The sequence below is a fragment of the Burkholderia sp. LMG 13014 genome (assembly GCF_905232215.1).
Classification (GTDB): domain Bacteria; phylum Pseudomonadota; class Gammaproteobacteria; order Burkholderiales; family Burkholderiaceae; genus Burkholderia.
The window spans coordinates 1-16,670 of sequence record NZ_CAJNKE010000003.1 but is presented as its reverse complement, the minus strand read 5'-3'; the positions used below and the strand labels follow the sequence as shown (position 1 = coordinate 16,670).

The following is a 16,670-nucleotide window of genomic DNA, read 5'->3' as shown; positions in this document are numbered from 1 at the left end:
GCCGCGATGAAGCGTTTCGACTCTATGCAGTTCTCCCCTCCGGCTCGTGGCAAGAGGATCTGTTTGGCGCTCACCGGCGCGTTGGTTCTGGCAAGCGGCGTGGCCTGGGGCCAACTGGGCTACCAGACCAGCGGCAACGTCATCGGCGATGACGTCATGTACTCCATCGGCGGCGGCAGCGCCGTTTCGATGGGTCGCGCAGCCGGCATGCGCTCGCTCGGCGTGGGTGTCGGCTGGAACAGCAATCTGATCTGCGGTGACATGAGCATCCAGACCACGTTGAAAAATCAGCTCAACGGCGTGACCAATGGCTTTCAGCAGATCATGTCCTCGGTGATCCAGAGTGCTACGAGTGCTGTGGCCTCCCTGCCGGCGTTGATCATCCAACGGGCTGATCCGGGCCTCTACAACCTGCTCACCAACGGCGTTCTGCAAGCGCGGCTGGATTTCGACCGCTCGAAGCTGACGTGCCGCGCCATGGCCGAAAAGATGGCCGAAACGGCCGGCGGCCAGCTCGGCTGGAGCCAGATGGCAGAGGGGTTGGCACTGCGCGATGCTGTTTCGAGCACGGATGCCGTCTCGGCCGTCGAGCAAGCCGAGACGCGCCGTGGCAACGACGGCGTGCCTTGGGTCGGGGGAAGCAATGCCGGCGGCTCCGGTCAGCCCGCGATCAAGGTGGTCGGCGACGTCACCCGCGCGGGCTACAACCTGGTCAATGGCCGCGGTGTGACCGACACATCGGCAATCGCACCGGCAAGTTGCGCGAGCCTGTCGTGCCAGACCTGGACCACGCCGCAAGCGGCCGTCGAGTGGGCGACGCGGGTGCTCGGCGAGAAGGAGCAGCGCACCTGCGACGCCTGCACCAAGACGGAGACGGTGCCCGGCGTCGGGCTGACGCCGCTGATCCAGGATGAGTACGATGCCAAGCTGCAGGCGCTCCAGGACCTGGTCTCCAAGGCGAAGAACACGACGCCCGAAAACCTGCGCGAGGCCGGCAGCGCGTCGCTGCCCATCACACGCGGAGTGATCGAGGCACTGCGCGACGAGCCGGACCAGCACCTGCTGTCGCAGCGCCTGGCGTCCGAGGTTGCGCTGGCGTCGGTGCTGGAGAAAGCGCTACTGCTGCAACGCACGCTGCTGACCGGCAAGAAAGAGCCCAACGTGGCGGCCAACCAGCTCGCCGTGGAAGCTGTGAACCACGAGAGCGACACGCTCGATCGCGAGATCCGCAACCTCAAGACCGAGCTGGAGCTGCGCCGGGAGCTGGCAAACAATTCGCCCATGGCGATCATCCAGCGCCACGGCACGCGCGCGGCGGGCTCGCGTGGGATCTACGAAGGCGATCCGGTGCCTGACCGCCTCGATCAGTTGCAGAAGGGCAATCCGGGAGGCCGGCCATGAGCCCGATGCGTGCGGCCTGGCTGCGCCCGCGCTGGCTGTTCAGCCGGCGCGCAGCAAAGGCGCTGCTGTGGACGGTGGTACTCGCGGCCGTCGCCGTGTGCGCCAACATCGTTGGCATCTACCTCGTCGGAAGCGTCGCAGGCTGGGAGCGTTGGCTGGCGGCAGCAGCGGGCTACTTCCTGGTCTGGCGGCTGTGCCTGTACGGCGCGACGGCCTACGGCTGGGTCTGGATGCGTCGCCGACTGCTGGCGCGCGAGGACGACGCGCAAGCGCGGCGCCGCCTGGTGCGCAGCGAGATCGCCGGCGTCGTTGCCATCGTGGCGCTTGAAGCCAGCCTGTTGATGCAGGGCTGAGGGGAGATCCGAGCCATGACGCTTTTCGCGACCGACTACCTGGAGTACTACCTGACCCTGGTTTCCTGGATCGTCAACAACGGCATCTGGGCGGTACTGGTATCCAGCGGGGTATTCGCACTGCCCTTCGTGGCGATCATCGTGCAGGAATGGCTCAAGGCCCGTGGGGAGGGTGCAGACGAAGGCAATAAGGGCGTGCTCTCGGCCGCACGCATTGAGAACCGGGTGTTCGTCGCCATCGTGGTCGTGATGTTCGCCGGCATCCCCTTCATCGACGTGGACCTCAACACCATTCAGTACGACAGCTCGCGCTCGGCTCAATGCCAGGTCAGCGTGCCGCAGCCCACGGATACCGGCTGGTCCCAGTCCTTCAGCACCATCAACAACCAGAGTGCCAAGGTGCCGGTCTGGTGGGCATTCATGCACGCGCTCTCGCGCGCCGTCACCAGTGCCTCGGTGGCAGCGATCCCGTGCGGAACAGACCTGCGACAGATGCGCATGGAGATCGACGCTACCCGCATCAACGACCCGGTGCTGGCTCAGGAAGTGGCCGATTTCACACACGACTGCTACGGGCCAGCACGCGCTAAATTGTTCATGGCGCGACCGGAGCTGGACGAAGCTCAAATGAACGACGTGACATGGATCGGTTCGAGGTTTTTCACGGACACCGGCGGCTACTACGACAGCTACCGCTCCAGCACGGCGCGCGAGTCATGGCCCTATGACGACACTCGCGACGCAGGGCTTGCGCAGGTGGCCAGTGGCGGCGGCTACCCGACTTGCAGGCAGTGGTGGGCCGATGGCAGCAACGGCCTGCGAGCACGGCTGCTGAGCCAGGTGGACCCCAGCCTGTTGAATCGCTTGGCGGGCTGGGCCGGGTTCCTCAGCCGTACCGAGGTGGACGATTCGGTGGTCCGTACCATCGCGTCACCGCGACAGCAGAAGCTCAACCAGGGTTCGGTCTATACCGACTACGGCGGCCAGATCGACAAGACCCTGCCGAACATCGTGACGCGGGCCACGGGGGACGTAGGAATGGCGGTCGGGGCACTTGCCGCATTCCCTGCCATGGACGTGGTGCGCCAGGCGCTGCCCATGGTGCTTGCCTTGCTCAAGATGGCGCTGGTCATCTGCATCCCGCTCGTGCTGGTCGTCGGCACCTATGACCTGAAGACGGTCGTCACCGTCAGCGTCGTGCAGTTCGCGCTGTTCTTCACCGATTTCTGGTTCCAACTCGCTCGCTGGATCGACAGCACCATCCTCGATGCGCTCTATGGGTGGGGCTTCGGCTGGAACCGGCCGCACACTAACTTCGATCCGCTGGTGGGGTTGAACAATGCCTTTGGCGACCTGCTCCTGATGTTCGTCATGGGCACGATGTTCCTGGTCTTGCCGGGTTTTTGGCTTGCGAGCCTTACTTGGGTTGGGATTCGGGCTGGACACGTCATCCAAGGGCTTTCGGATGGCAGCAAGAGTGCCGGCCAAGCAGGCGGTAAGGGCGCTGGGGCCCTTACCGGAGGTAAGCTGAAGTAGCGCGGCGCCGGTCAGTCGTCGGTGTACAACTCGTGCGACGTATCGTTGTACAGGTTGGGATCGTAGCCCGGCGTCTTGCGCAGTTCGGTGAGGTCGGTGAAAGGCCACTCGTCTTCATCCGAGGTATTGGCAGCAGCAGCCCATCCCGCCACCACGACTCCCAACAACACGAGTGCGAACCAGAAGGCGACGTAGAGCAGCGCGCCCAGCACAGCCAGCTTGACCGCCCACAGCAGCACTGTGGCACCAACCGAAGGCACCCCTTTGACCATCAACCAATTCGATACCCGCCGTTCGCCACGCGCATAGGCACGCCATACACGGCCAAATGCGCGGCCGATACGTTCTGCGGTGCTGGTACGAGTTGTGGTGTTCATGGTCGTCTCCTGCTACTGAGGGATGTCTATTCCAGGGTGCTCCACTTCATTCCGTTTCAGGCTTCAATGTGTTTTCTCGCTGCTTCAGGACGCTTCGTCATCCGGTTCCACCGGGCCCGGGTCGGGTTCCACGCCGATGCGGTAGGTGGCAACGAAACGCGGCCAATCCACATGGTCAACCAGATCGATGTCCTCGATGACGCTGACCTTCGCTCCCGCACGCTCGAACAGGGCGATGCTCTTGGCGGGATAGTTGTTGCGCGACGGATAGAGCACTCCGTCGAACAGAGGTTGGCCGTCGTCGCCGACCATCGCATGCACCTGAGCGGACACCTGCTGCGTGTGCGTGTAGTCGCGGCTGGCCAACTGCTCCAGGTTCAGGCCAAAGTAGCCCGCCATGACGCTCGGTGCCGTGAGATCGGCCAGAAGCACGTCGGCCACCACCCCTACAGCGCGCACCATCCTGCCCTGGACTTCTTTCAATGCGATCGAGCGCTTCGCGTCATCAAGCCACTGATGCTTGTGAAACACCGACTCCATCAACGCCGTGGGCAGGTCGCGCCCCAGGTAGAGCACGCCGTAGGCTCGGGCCGGGTCGTCGTAGCGATTGGTGCTGCTGCGACCATAGTACAGCGGGCTGCCCCGATAGACGACGCGGCTCACATGCTGGAGCAGTTCACCGGCATCGATCAGAAAAGAAGGCAGCTCGTGGTTCATGGCAGTCTCGCTTCAATGCACCTGAACGCCCAGCACGTTAAACACGGCCTCGGCCACGGCGTCGATCGTGCCATGCGTCACCGCATCCACCGGCGAGCGACCGCCCAAGCCTTCGAGCGGTTCGGACAGTGCGCGGTAGATCGTCCAGTGATCGATACCCTCGACCTCCTGAAGCACGGTTTGGGTCAACTGCTGCTTTACCGGGTCGAGCTGCCAGTCGGGCAGCTTCTGACCGCGCGGCCCCACGTTCAGCGCCAGCAGCCGACGCGCGAGGATGTCCTTGTAGATCTGCTGGCGCGACTTGTCCGCCAGCTTGGCGAACTCCGCGGGCGGCAGGTTGTGCGGCTGGTTGAAGGTTTCCAGTAGCACCGCACGGCCTCGCTGGACGTCGGTTTCATTCGGTGCCCAGCGCGTGTCGGCGCGCAGCGCGGCCGCCTTGCGTGCAAGGGCCTGCCCAACGGTCTCCCCCTGCAAGTTGGCGGGCAGTGTTACCGCTTCCACGCGCTCGTGGACGAACGCCTGCAACTCGGCCGCGAAAGCCGTGGCATCCCGGATTTCGACGGTATCCGCGAAGCGGCGTACATCTTCCACCGTGACGCGCGGCAGACGGTCGGCAATGAATTCAATGGCAGTGGGCATGGTCATCTCCCAAGTAGGTTTGAGACAGGTTTCACTCTAGTCGCCTTTGTCGCGTTTGTCAACTTTGACGCCTAGAAAGCAACCTACCCGGCGGAAGCAGCGCCTTCGCAGCATAGACCGAGGCCAGCGCCTGGTCGCCGTCCAATGCATTCGAGCGGGTTCCACATTGACGGTGGAGCCGCGATCCAGGCCCCGCTATACCGAAACGGTTAAAGGCCAAAGGGTCGAAATGGCAAGGGAATGGGGTGCAAGGGGAAAGGCCCTACCTCGAAAAGGCCAAAAGGCCTCCCGGTCGGCCCGTCATTAGGACACCTCACATGCTCTCCCTGTTCCAGCGAAAACGGCCCCCGGTCGCTGCCGCACCGACGCCATCACCCGTCACCGACCTCCCGAAAGGGCTGCTGCGTCCTGAGTCGGCCGCATCGCTGCTGGCCACCCCACGCCGGCAGAAGCTGCTGGAGCACATCTGGCAGCGCACGTCGCTCTCACACCGGCAATTCGTCACCCTGTACCGCACGCCCCTGGAACGCTACGCCGAACTGGTCCAAGCCTTTCCGGCCTCCGAAGCGCATCACCATGCCTATCCGGGCGGCATGCTCGACCACGGCCTGGAGATCGTGGCCTACAGCCTGAAACTGCGGCAGTCCCATCTGCTGCCCATCGGTGCCAGTCCCGAAGACCAGGCGGCGCAGTCCGAAGCCTGGACCGCCGCCGTCGCCTATGCTGCGCTGCTCCACGATATTGGCAAGATCGCCGTCGATCTACACGTCGAACTGGCCGACGGCAGTACTTGGCATCCGTGGCATGGCCCGCTGCACCAGGCGTACCGATTTCGCTACCGTGACGACCGCGAATACCGCCTGCACAGCGCCGCAACAGGCTTGCTCTATCGCCAACTGCTCGACCGCCACGTCCTGGACTGGCTCAGCGACTATCCGGCTCTCTGGGCACCGCTGCTCTATGTGCTGGCCGGTCAGTACGAACATGCCGGTGTACTGGGGGAACTCGTCGTGCAAGCAGACCGGGCGTCGGTGGCCCAGGAGCTGGGCGGCGATCCGGCGCGCGCCATGGCCGCGCCTAAGCACGCACTGCAACGCAAGCTGCTGGACGGGTTGCGCTACCTGCTCAAGGAACAGTTGAAGCTGAACCAGCCGGAAGCCTCCGATGGCTGGCTCACCGAGGATGGTTTGTGGCTGGTGAGCAAGACGGTCTCGGACAAACTGCGCGCACACCTCCTGTCTCAGGGGATCGATGGCATTCCTGCGAACAACACCGCCGTGTTCAACGTGCTGCAGGACCACGGCATGCTCCAGCCCACCTCGGACGGCAAAGCGGTCTGGCGCGCGACCGTCACCAGCACGACCGGCTGGTCCCATTCGTTCACCCTGTTGCGTCTCGCTCCCGCGCTGATCTGGGAGTCTGGCGAGCGACCAGCACCTTTCGCAGGCACGGTAGAGATCGACGCGACGCCCGCAGAAAACGACGCCAGCATGTCGGCTCCCGTGCCAACCGTCTCGGTGAACCCAGCGCAGGGAGGTCAAGAGCCTCCAATTTGGGAGGACGACAGCACCACCATCGTTTCACCGCCCGCGGCCCAGCCCGTGCCCGACGTCATGGAGGACTTGCTCGCGATGGTGGGCTTAGGTGAGTCGGCCGGCGTTGGACAGGATGCCGAAGAGTTCCTCCACCCTCCCGCGCCAGCAACAGCCGCGACGTCCATTCCATCACCTGTACCCGCGCCTACGCCTGGGTCATCGGCAACGAAGCCATCCACGGAACAGTTCATGGTTTGGCTGAAGCAGGGAATCACCTCACGACGGCTCATCATCAACGACGCGAAGGCGCTCGTGCATACGGTGAATGACACGGCCTACCTGGTCAGCCCGGGTGTGTTCCAACGCTATGCGCAGGAGCATCCCGAAGTGGCCGCGCTCGCCAAGCAGGAGAATCAACAGGATTGGCAGTGGGTGCAGAAGCGCTTCGAGAAGCTGCAGCTACATCGCAAGCACCCCAATGGCCTGAACATTTGGACCTGTGAAGTCACGGGCCCGAGGAAGTCCCGCCGACTGCATGGCTACCTCCTTGAAGATGGGTCCTTGGCATTCCCCGAAATACCGCCCAACAATCCCTATCTTGCTCTGACTCAGGAAGGATGACGCGATTCGGGCATTGATCGCCACCGTCGTTTGGCGACGATCAATACCCCGCGAAAGCTGGCAACATTTGGCGAACTGAGCTACTCGGCCCGCGCCAACTCCTGCGCAAGGAACGGAGCGGTTCGGCTGCCAGACGTTCGGGCCACCTGCTGAGGGGAGCCCGCCACCACGATGCTGCCGCCGGCAGCGCCTGCACCAGGCCCCACGTCGATCACCCAATCGGCCTGAGCCACCGCGCGCATATCGTGCTCGATCATCACCACGGTGTTGCCGGCATCGACCAGGCGCTGCAACTGCACCAGCAGCCGGTCGGCATCGGACGCATGCAGCCCGGTGGTTGGCTCGTCGAGCACGTACAGGCTTCGGCCGCGCTGGCTGCGCTGAAGCTCGGTCGCCAGCTTGATGCGCTGCGCCTCGCCACCGGAAAGTTCCGTGGCCGGTTGCCCCAGGCGCAGATAGCCCAATCCGATATCGCGCAGCAATTGCAGGGGCCGGGCCACGGCGTCTTCACCCGCAAAGAATTCGCTGGCTTCGTCCACGGTCATCTGCAGCACCTCGGCGATGTTGCGCCCGTTCCATTGCACCTTCAGCGTGGCCTCGTTGTAGCGTGCGCCATGGCACGTCGGACACGGGGCGTACACGCTGGGCATGAACAGCAACTCCACACTGACGAAGCCCTCGCCCTCGCAGGTCTCGCAACGCCCCTTAGCCACGTTGAACGAGAAGCGCCCGGCGTCATAGCGGCGGCGTCGCGCATCGGGCGTGGCGGCGAACAGCTTGCGCACGTGGTCGAACAGGCCGGTGTAGGTGGCCAGGTTGGACCGGGGCGTGCGCCCGATCGGCTTCTGGTCCACCTGCACCAGGCGCTGTATGGCGTCCACGTCGCCCGCCAGATGACCGCCAGTCGCTTCGATCACTGCCGGCCCTTCGCTGGTGGCGCTTTCGGCCGCGTCGTCCTCGGGCTCGTGGCCCAGGTGCAGTAGCACCAGCTCCGGCAGCGCCTGCGCGACGAGGCTGGACTTGCCCGAGCCGGAGATGCCGGTGACGGCCGTCAGCACGCCCAGCGGAATGCGTGCGTCCACGCCATGCAGGTTGTGACGATGGATGCCCTGCAGCTCCAGCCAGCCGGTCGCTTCGCGTGCCCGGCTTCCCGGCGCGGCGATTTCGTCGAACAGATAGCGGGCGGTGCGCGATTCGGCAATCTTGCGCAGGCCGTCCGGCTCGCCGCTGTAGAGCACGCGGCCGCCACGCTCCCCGGCATCCGGCCCCACATCCACCAGCCATTGCGCGCGGCGCATCAGGTCCAGGTCGTGCTCGACCACGAACACCGAGTTGCCCGCGTCACGCAGCCGGTCGAGCGCGTCGTACAGCGCCTGGCTGTCGGAGGGGTGCAACCCCGCCGAGGGCTCGTCGAGCACGTACACAACACCGAACAGCAGGGAACTCAATTGCGTGGCCAGCCGCAGGCGCTGCAACTCGCCGGCCGAAAGCGTCGGCGTGGCCCGGTCCAGCGTCAGGTAACCCAGGCCCAGCCCACGCAGTTGACGCAGGCGCGCCATCACACCGCCGGCCAGGCGCTGCGCGGCGAGGCGCTTTTCTTCCGACAGCGCGGAGGTGCGGCGCACGTCGGGCGATACCGCATGGACGGCACGGCCGGAGGCCGCGCGTTCGGCACGGTCGCGTCGGGTCGCTTCCTTGTCCGTAGCCGCCCCCGCTGCATGGGCGCGGAAATCGCCCTGGGCAATGGGTTCGAGCAAGGCCGCCAACTGGTCCAGCGGCATCTGCATGAACGCGCCGATGTCCACGCCGGCGAAGGTGACCGACAGCGCCTCGGGCTTGAGCCGCTTGCCGTGGCAGGTGGGGCACGGCTTGCCCTCCATGAACCGGGACACGCGCTTTCTCATCAGTGCGCTTTGGGTATTGGCAAAGGTGTGCAGCACATACCGCCGGGCGCCGGTGAAGGTGCCCATGTAGCTCGGCTCCATCTTGCGCTTGAGCGCCGTGCGGGTCTCGGCGGGCGTGAAGCCGGCGTACACCGGCACTGTCGGTGTTTCCTCGGTGAACAGAATCCAGTCGCGGTCCTTCTTCGGCAGGTCCTTCCACGGTCGGTCAACGTCGTAGCCCATGCTGACCAGGATGTCGCGCAGGTTCTGGCCTTGCCAGGCGGGGGGCCAGGAGGCGATCGCCCGCTCGCGGATGCTCAGGGAGGGATCGGGCACCATGATGGCCTCGGTCACCTCGTACACATGGCCCAGGCCGTGGCAGGTCGGGCACGCTCCCTGCGGCGTGTTGGGCGAAAAATCCTCGGCGTACAGCATCGGCTGGTTGGCTGGGTAGGCGCCGGCGCGCGAATACATCATCCGCACCAGGCTGGACAGGGTGGTCACACTGCCCACGGAGGAACGCGCGTTGCTGGAGCCCCGCTGCTGTTGCAACGCCACCGCCGGCGGCAGGCCGTCGATCGCATCGACGTCCGGCACGCCGGCCTGGTCGATCAGGCGCCGCGCATAGGGGGCCACCGACTCGAAGTAGCGCCGCTGCGCCTCGGCGTAGATGGTGCCGAAGGCCAGCGAGGACTTGCCGGAGCCGGAAACGCCGGAGAACACCACCAGCGCGTTACGCGGGATGGAAACGTCCACCTCTTTGAGGTTGTTCTCGCGCGCGCCGCGCACTTCCACCATGCCGCTGGCCGCAGCGGTACAAGAGGATTCACCGAAAGAATTGTTTGGCATGTTCTTATCCTGTAGTTCGTCCCGCTCAGGACGGGACTTCCTGAGTTCGGGGGCCGCGGCGACTGGCTTCGAGCGCCGCGGTGACAGTGCGGGCGTCGTAGCTGCCGCGCAGACGACGACCCTCGACGAAGAACGTCGGCGTGGCGTGCGCACCGCTGGCGACGGCACTGGCGAGGTCGCGCTCGACACGCTCGATCACCGCGGTGCTGTCGAGATCCGCGATGAACCGTTCGACGTCGAGCCCAAGCTCGGCGGCGTAGCCGATCAGATGCTCGCGCTCCAGCGCATGCTGACGGGTGAACACGAAGTCCAGCCACGGCCAGAACATCCCCTGGTTCGCCGCTGCCTCGGACGCCCGCGCGGCAATCGGCCCGTGCGGGTGGTGCGGCAGATGGCGCACCACATACCGCAGGTCGTCCCCGAAGTGGGCGCGCAGATCGTCCCACGAACCGGTGGCGTGCGCACAGTACGCGCACTCGAAGTCCACGTACTCGACGAGTGTGAGCTGGGCGTCCTCCGGCCCGCGGATGTGATCGATCTCCGGATCGACCGGTGGCTCAAGCACCATCGGCAGGTCAGCGGTCTTCTCACCCCACCGCTGGGCGGCGACCTTGAAGATCAGCCACCCGAGCAACGTGGCGAACACCATCGACACGAGCACGCCGACCGTCGCCTGGCGGCCCAAGTCGGAGGTCGTGCCGAACGCGAGCCCGATGATCAGCAGCGACACGGTGAACCCGATCCCGGACAGTGCCGCACCACCGAACACGCTGCCCACCCCGACGCCCTCGGGCAGCCGGCCCAGGCCGAGACGGACGGCGATGAGAGTGATGAGCCCGATGCCCAGGAGCTTGCCGAGCACGAGCCCTGCGATGACGCCCCACGTGACTGGCGAGCCGAAGGCCTCGGCGAGCAGCCCGCCACGCACGTCCACTCCGGCGTTCGCCAAGGCGAACACCGGCACGATCAGCAGCGCCGTCGGCAGCCGCAGGAACTCGTGCAATCGCTCGTTCACCGAGATACCCCGGGACAGCCCGCAGTCCACCGCGCGGGCCGATGCGGCACTCGGAGACTGCCAGAAGTCGCGGAACAGTTGTTTTGCCGCGACGACCTTGTGACGTTGCGTCGCGTAGGCGGGGATCAGCAGCCCCGCGGCCATCCCGGCGAGAGAGGCATGGATGCCGGAGTACACGGTTGCGAACCACAGCACGATCACGATCAACACATACGGCGTCGCCCGCCACTGGCGGGTGCGCCCCAACAACCACAATCCAACGAGGCTGGCGAGGGCGATAAGCAACGGGACGATCCGGATCTCCTCGCTATAGACGATGCCGATGATGGACACTGCGAGGAAGTCATCGACCACGGTCAGGGTGAGCAGGAACACGCGCAACTGACCCGATAGCCGCGGGCCGACGATCGCCAAGGTGCCCAGCATGAACGCCGTATCGGTGCCGACCACCGCACCCCACCCGTGCAGGCCCTCACTTCCGGCTAGTTTCACGATCAGGACATACACCAGCGCGGGAAGCACGACTCCCGTGACCCCCGCGATCAGGGCGAGGCGGGCACGGCTGCGGTCACGGAGCGATCCGTGGGCGAACTCCTGACGCACCTCCAGTCCGATCAGGAAGAAGAAGACGACCATCAGGCCGTCGTTGACCCAGTGATGCAGATCCATGTGTAGGCGCAGTGGCCCGAAGTTGAACCCGACGTCTAGGTGCCACAACTCGAAATAGGCGTTAGATAGCGGCGAGTTCGCCCACACGAGCGCCACAACCGTGACGATCACCAGCAGCACCGCAGCGCCAGACTCCGTGCGTAGATAGTGGGCAACGCGTCTCCGTCTGATATGCGCCGAGGACTCACCAAAAGAAGAGGCTGGCATGTGCTTATCCTGTAGTTTGTGAGATCACGATGGGCAGGTTTCGGAGGCGACCGGTCAGGCGTCCGCCTCTGGCAGCGTCCCATCATCCAGCGAGCGCAGCCAAGTAAGCCATTCTCCCAGCCTGCGCTCAACACCTCTGTCCGTTGGCTGATACCAGCCCGGCCGCGCCACGCCCTCGGGAAAGTAGCTTTGCCCAGCGGCGTAGCCGTTGGGCTCGTCAGGAGCGTAGCGGTAGCCTTCGTGATACCCCATCTGCTGCATCAGCTTCGTCGGCGCATTGCGAAGATGGAGAGGCACAGGCAGGGAGCCGCTGTTCTTGACGAAGGTCTTCGCCTTGTTCCAGGCGGCATAGGCAGCGTTCGACTTGGGGGCGGCAGCAAGGTAGGTCGCCGCGTGGGCAATCGGTATTTCGCCTTCGGGGGAACCCAGCCTCTCATAAGCCAGCGCGGCATTGAGCGCCAGTTGCAGCGCCTGCGGGTCGGCATTGCCGATGTCTTCGCTGGCCACTACCACCATGCGGCGGGTCACCTGGCTGACGTCGCCGCTACCGTCAAGGATGCGGGCCAGCCAATACAGGGCCGCATCAGGGTCGGAGCCCCGTAGCGACTTGTGGAAGGCTGAGAGCTGCCAGTAGAACTCGTCACCGCCCTTGTCGAACCTGCGCAGCGATGGACTGGTGGACAGCTTGGCGGACTGGCCATCGACCACGGTCTTGCCAGCGCCCGACGCCGCATTCGTCACCTGCTCAAGCAGATTGAGGAAGCGCCTGCCATCGCCATCGGCAAAGCCCTTGAGCAGATCCAGCGCGTCCGCGTCCAACGTGACGCCCTGGAGATGCGGCAGTGCGCGTTCGTAGAGTTGGTTCAGTTCGTCGCTGGACAGCGGTTCGAGGGTATAGACCTGCGCGCGCGAGAGCAGTGCGGAATTGACCGCCAACCCCGGATGCTCGGTCGTCCCCCCCACCAGGGTCAGGAGCCCCGACTCGACATGGGGCAGCAGGGCATCCTGCTGCGCCTTGTTGAAGCGATGGATCTCATCGACGAAAAGCACCGTCGATCGACCATGGTTGTCCAGTTCGGCCTGGGCCTCGTCGATGGCTTGCCGGATGTCCTTCACCCCGGCCAGCACGGCCGAGATGGCGATGAATCGGCTGTCGGTCGCACTGGCGGCCAGGCGCCCTAGGGTGGTCTTGCCCACGCCTGGCGGCCCCCAGAGGATGAACGAGTGCAACTTGCCCGCCTCGAACGCGAGACGCAGCGGCTTGCCGGGGCCGAGCAAGTGCCGTTGCCCGACGAATTCGTCCAGCGTCTTGGGCCGCAGGAGTTCGGCCAAGGGAGGCTTGGGCTTTGTCGTGAATAGATCGGTCAAGTTCCTCTCCCTGGCATTTCTGATAGTTGACGTTCCGATAAGGTGGGCACCTCAATCCAGAGAGCCGGATTTATCCAACGCCGTGGGCTCTTTGTCGGCAATCGCATGCATGATGATGCGAGAGCCGCGGTAGCCGATGCTGTGGTTCCATACCCAGCTCAAAGCGACACTGAGACGATTTCGCGTGCCGATCAGAAAGTAGATGTGCGCCAGCTTCCAGATCCACCACGCAAAGGCACCACGCAGCTTCACCCGCCCCATGTCAATCACCGCCAGGCTGCGGCCGATGGTGGCCAGGTTCCCCTGATGCCGGTATTTGAAAGGCCCGTCAGCGGGCTTGCCCTTCAAACGCCGTCCAATCAGGTTAGCGACGTACTTCCCTTGCTGTTTGGCGGCCGGGGCGATGCCCGGCACGGGCTTCCCATCGGCCATGGTGCACGAGGCTGTATCGCCGATGGCGAAGACCTCCGGGCGACCGGCCACCGTCAGGTCAGGGCCAACGACCACTCGACCAGCACGATCAGACGCAGCGCCCAACCAGCGAGCCGCGGGAGACGCCTGGACTCCGGCGGCCCAGACGATGGTCTTGGCCGAAAGGGGCTTGCCGCCATACACCACGCCGTCGGCCGAGCATTCGGTGACCGGAGTACCCAGCACGACCTCGACCCCGAGTTTTTCGAGTGCCTGGCGCGTATAGGCCGAAAGATCCTCTGGAAAGACCGACAACAGACGCGGGCCAGCCTCGATCAGTACAACCCGCGATGTGCTCGGGTCGATCGAGCGGAAGTCACGCGCCAGCGTGTCTCGTGCCAGCTCGGCGATGGTTCCGGCCAATTCAACCCCGGTGGGACCACCACCGATGATGACGAACGTCTGCAGCGCGGCACGCTGCTGAGGATCGCTCGTGCGCTCAGCTTCCTCGAAAGCCGCGAGGATTCGGCCCCGAATGGTCGTGGCATCTTCCAGCGTCTTCAACCCCGGCGCGAAAGCCCCCCATTCGTCGTGTCCGAAGTAGGCATGGGTAGCACCTGTCGCGAGCACGAGCGTGTCGTAGGTTTGCCGCATTCCATTGTTGAGAATGACCTGACGCGCGTCCTGGTCGATACCTTCCACTTCCGCCATCAAGGTGTTCACTTCCGGGCGATTTCGGAAGAGATAGCGAATAGGCCAGGCGATCTCGGATGTCGAAAGTGACGCACCTGCGACCTGGTAAAGCAAGGGTTGGAACAGGTGATGATTGCGCCGATCGATGATCGTCACATCGACCTCGACACCAGCAAGCTGGTTGGCAACCTCGATCCCGCCGAAGCCCGCTCCGATAATGACGACGTGATGTCGGTTTTTGGAGGTCTTTGTCATGACCTGATCTCCTCTCTCAGCGTTTCAGCGCCGATGCGTGGTGTGCCATATGCTCGCCAATGAAGCTGGCAATGAAGTAGTAGCTGTGGTCGTAGCCTGGGCGCAGATTCAACGTGAGCGGGTGCCCCGTCTCGTCGCAGGCTTTGCGCAGCAGGTCGGGCTGAAGCTGGCTCTCCAGGAACTCGTCGCCCAAGCCCTGATCAACCAGCAACGGCAAACGCTCCTGCACGGTGCGAATCAGCTCCACGGTGTCGTACTGCTTCCACACTTCCCGATCGCTGCCCAGGTACGCCTCGAAGGCCTTGTGCCCCCAGGGAACCTGGGTGGGGGCGACGATGGGCGAGAAGGCCGAGACGCTTCGATAACGGCCCGGGTTGCGCAGGGCGATGACCAGAGCGCCGTGTCCTCCCATGGAATGGCCGCTGATGCTCCGCTCCGCTGTCACGGGAAAGTGGGCCTCGATCAGCGCCGGCAATTCCTGCACGACGTAGTCGTACATCCGATGATTCGCAGCCCAGGGTTCCTGTGTGGCGTTGACGTAGAAACCCGCCCCCTGTCCGAGGTCATAGGCAGGATCGTCGGCAACGCCTTCGCCGCGAGCACTGCTATCGGGCGCGACGACGGCAATGCCATGTTCGGCCGCGTAGCGCTGGACGGCGGCCTTGGTGATGAAGTTCTGCTCGGTGCAGGTGAGGCCTGAAAGCCAGTACAGCACCGGCACCTTGCCGTGCTGTGCCTGCGGAGGCAGATAGACGCCGACCTTCATCGTGCAACCGAGCGTCGTGGATTCATGCTGATAAACGTCCTGCCAACCATCAAAGCTGGCGTGATGTTCGATGCGTTCCATGTAGTTCTCCTATGTTCAAAGGAACGGCGCAGCTCTCGCGCGCCAGGACGGCAGCTCGTCAGGAAGATTTCTCTTCCGCTGCCGTGTCGCCGTGGGCGTGTCTGATCCTGCGCACGATCCACCAGATCGTCAGCATCACCGCAGGCACCAGAACCGCCATCACCGGCGCCACGCTGTCGTGAACCATCGGAATGCCCTTGAGCAAATAGCCGAGAAGACTCACGACGTAATAAGAAATTGCCGCGACCGACAGGCCTTCGACGGTTTGCTGAAGGCGCAATTGCATCTTGGCCCGGTTGTTCATCGACGCAAGCAGATCGCGGTTCTGGCGTTCAAGCTCGACGTCGATCCAGGAACGCAGCAACGCGATGGCCCGGGTCAGCTTGTCGGAGAGCTTGGTCTGGCGCTCCTTTACGGATTGGCATGTCCGCATGGCGGGAGCGATGCGACGCTGCAGGAAATCCGCCCAGGTGCAGTACCCGGATACGGCCTCTTCCAAAAGCGCTGCCAGCCTTTCCTCGACGATCTCGTAGTAGGCACGGCTGGCGCCGAAGCGATAGAGATTCGCCGCAACGCCAGCTTCCAGCTCGGCAGCCAGGCCGGTCAATTCGGACAGCAGCACGTCGCTGTCGCGCCGTTCCACCAAGCTCGTACACATCTCGTCGGTGATCGCCGCAAGGCGCGACTCCATGCGTCGCAGTTCCGACGTCATCGATCGTGTCAACGGCAGGGACAGCAACGCCAAGGTGCGGTAAGTCTCGATCTCCAGCAGACGTTGAGCCAGCGCACCCGCCCGCGCCGGGGTCAAATCGCGGGCCAGGACGAGGATCTGCGTCAGGCCATCCTCATCCTGTCGAAAGTCGGTCAGGATGGCGGCAGAGCCGTTCTCCACCAGCGAGTAGCACAGGCTGGCAGGATCGAAGCGATCGACCTCCTTCTCCGTTTCCGGCGTCCACGGAAGAAGTCTCAAACGGATGCCGGATACGACCGGGCCGGGAGGAACAAATCCATGCTTGAACGGATTTTCGCCGCACGGCTCTCCCGTCTCGGAATCCAGCGAAGCGCACCAGAGATACGTCGAGAACTCGGTGTGCTTTTCGCAGTGCAGGTCTCCTTCATCCCATGTCACGCCGTGGAGCGGCGTAGTATGGTCGGGTTCGGCAACGCCGAAGCGATGAGACAACTCGCTCATCGCCATCTGATCCCTGGCCTGGTCGCCTTCGGTCATGAAAGCGAGCTGCAATATGCCGCGGGGGGCCTGAATCAAGAGATGCGGGCGCGCGTGCACTTCACC

Annotated in this window: 13 protein-coding genes; 4 read left to right on the top strand and 9 right to left on the bottom strand. The window is 64.3% G+C overall.

Annotation, left to right across the window (positions count from 1 at the left end):
- Positions 1-6 precede the first annotated feature (6 nt).
- The 3 genes from JYJ84_RS00845 to JYJ84_RS00835 are packed head-to-tail and all read left to right on the top strand — an operon-like array spanning position 7 to position 3,290.
- Positions 7-1,401: an integrating conjugative element protein gene (locus tag JYJ84_RS00845; RefSeq protein WP_009459646.1), complete on the top strand. Its 1,395-nt coding sequence runs from the start codon at positions 7-9 to the stop codon at positions 1,399-1,401.
- A complete protein-coding gene (locus JYJ84_RS00840; protein ID WP_009459645.1) occupies positions 1,398-1,754 on the top strand; it encodes a hypothetical protein in 357 nt (118 codons plus the stop codon). Before JYJ84_RS00845 ends, JYJ84_RS00840 begins: the two co-directional genes overlap by 4 nt.
- Before the next feature lie 15 nt (positions 1,755-1,769).
- Positions 1,770-3,290 carry a conjugal transfer protein TraG N-terminal domain-containing protein gene (locus JYJ84_RS00835; RefSeq protein WP_019726345.1) on the top strand — a complete coding sequence of 507 codons (1,521 nt, stop codon included), beginning with the start codon at positions 1,770-1,772 and terminating at the stop codon, positions 3,288-3,290.
- A gap of 11 nt (positions 3,291-3,301) precedes the next feature.
- Here JYJ84_RS00835 and JYJ84_RS00830 read toward each other — a convergent pair whose 3' ends face one another.
- The 3 genes from JYJ84_RS00830 to JYJ84_RS00820 all read right to left on the bottom strand — a co-directional run bounded on the left by JYJ84_RS00830 (position 3,302) and on the right by JYJ84_RS00820 (position 5,023).
- Positions 3,302-3,667: a DUF3742 family protein gene (locus tag JYJ84_RS00830; RefSeq protein WP_009459638.1), complete on the bottom strand. Its 366-nt coding sequence runs from the start codon at positions 3,665-3,667 to the stop codon at positions 3,302-3,304.
- Positions 3,668-3,751: 84 nt separating this feature from the next.
- A complete protein-coding gene (locus JYJ84_RS00825; RefSeq protein WP_009459636.1) occupies positions 3,752-4,384 on the bottom strand; it encodes an RES family NAD+ phosphorylase in 633 nt (210 codons plus the stop codon).
- 12 nt (positions 4,385-4,396) lie between these two features.
- Positions 4,397-5,023 (bottom strand): hypothetical protein, encoded by a 627-nt coding sequence (locus JYJ84_RS00820; RefSeq protein WP_009459635.1) that lies wholly within the window; start codon positions 5,021-5,023, stop codon positions 4,397-4,399.
- 317 nt (positions 5,024-5,340) lie between these two features.
- On the opposite strand from JYJ84_RS00820, the gene mobH reads away from it, so the two are divergent.
- Positions 5,341-7,179 carry a MobH family relaxase gene (mobH, locus tag JYJ84_RS00815; RefSeq protein ID WP_019726349.1) on the top strand — a complete coding sequence of 613 codons (1,839 nt, stop codon included), beginning with the start codon at positions 5,341-5,343 and terminating at the stop codon, positions 7,177-7,179.
- Positions 7,180-7,259: 80 nt separating this feature from the next.
- On the opposite strand, the gene JYJ84_RS00810 is transcribed toward mobH, so the two are convergent.
- From JYJ84_RS00810 to JYJ84_RS00785, 6 genes are all read right to left on the bottom strand, one after another.
- Positions 7,260-9,911 (bottom strand): excinuclease ABC subunit UvrA, encoded by a 2,652-nt coding sequence (locus tag JYJ84_RS00810; RefSeq protein ID WP_019726350.1) that lies wholly within the window; start codon positions 9,909-9,911, stop codon positions 7,260-7,262.
- A 25-nt stretch (positions 9,912-9,936) separates the two neighbouring features.
- A complete protein-coding gene (gene nhaA / locus JYJ84_RS00805) occupies positions 9,937-11,802 on the bottom strand; it encodes a Na+/H+ antiporter NhaA (RefSeq protein ID WP_205182887.1) in 1,866 nt (621 codons plus the stop codon).
- A 54-nt stretch (positions 11,803-11,856) separates the two neighbouring features.
- Positions 11,857-13,170: a replication-associated recombination protein A gene (locus tag JYJ84_RS00800; RefSeq protein WP_023106336.1), complete on the bottom strand. Its 1,314-nt coding sequence runs from the start codon at positions 13,168-13,170 to the stop codon at positions 11,857-11,859.
- Positions 13,171-13,221: 51 nt separating this feature from the next.
- Positions 13,222-14,529: an NAD(P)/FAD-dependent oxidoreductase gene (locus tag JYJ84_RS00795; protein WP_011871464.1), complete on the bottom strand. Its 1,308-nt coding sequence runs from the start codon at positions 14,527-14,529 to the stop codon at positions 13,222-13,224.
- A 16-nt stretch (positions 14,530-14,545) separates the two neighbouring features.
- Positions 14,546-15,376, bottom strand: a complete 831-nt coding sequence (gene fghA, locus JYJ84_RS00790) for an S-formylglutathione hydrolase (RefSeq protein ID WP_011871465.1) — start codon at positions 15,374-15,376, stop codon at positions 14,546-14,548.
- A gap of 58 nt (positions 15,377-15,434) precedes the next feature.
- Positions 15,435-16,670, bottom strand: a 1,236-nt coding sequence (locus JYJ84_RS00785; protein WP_205189106.1) for a DUF3422 family protein, incomplete at its 5' end; no start/stop codon positions are given.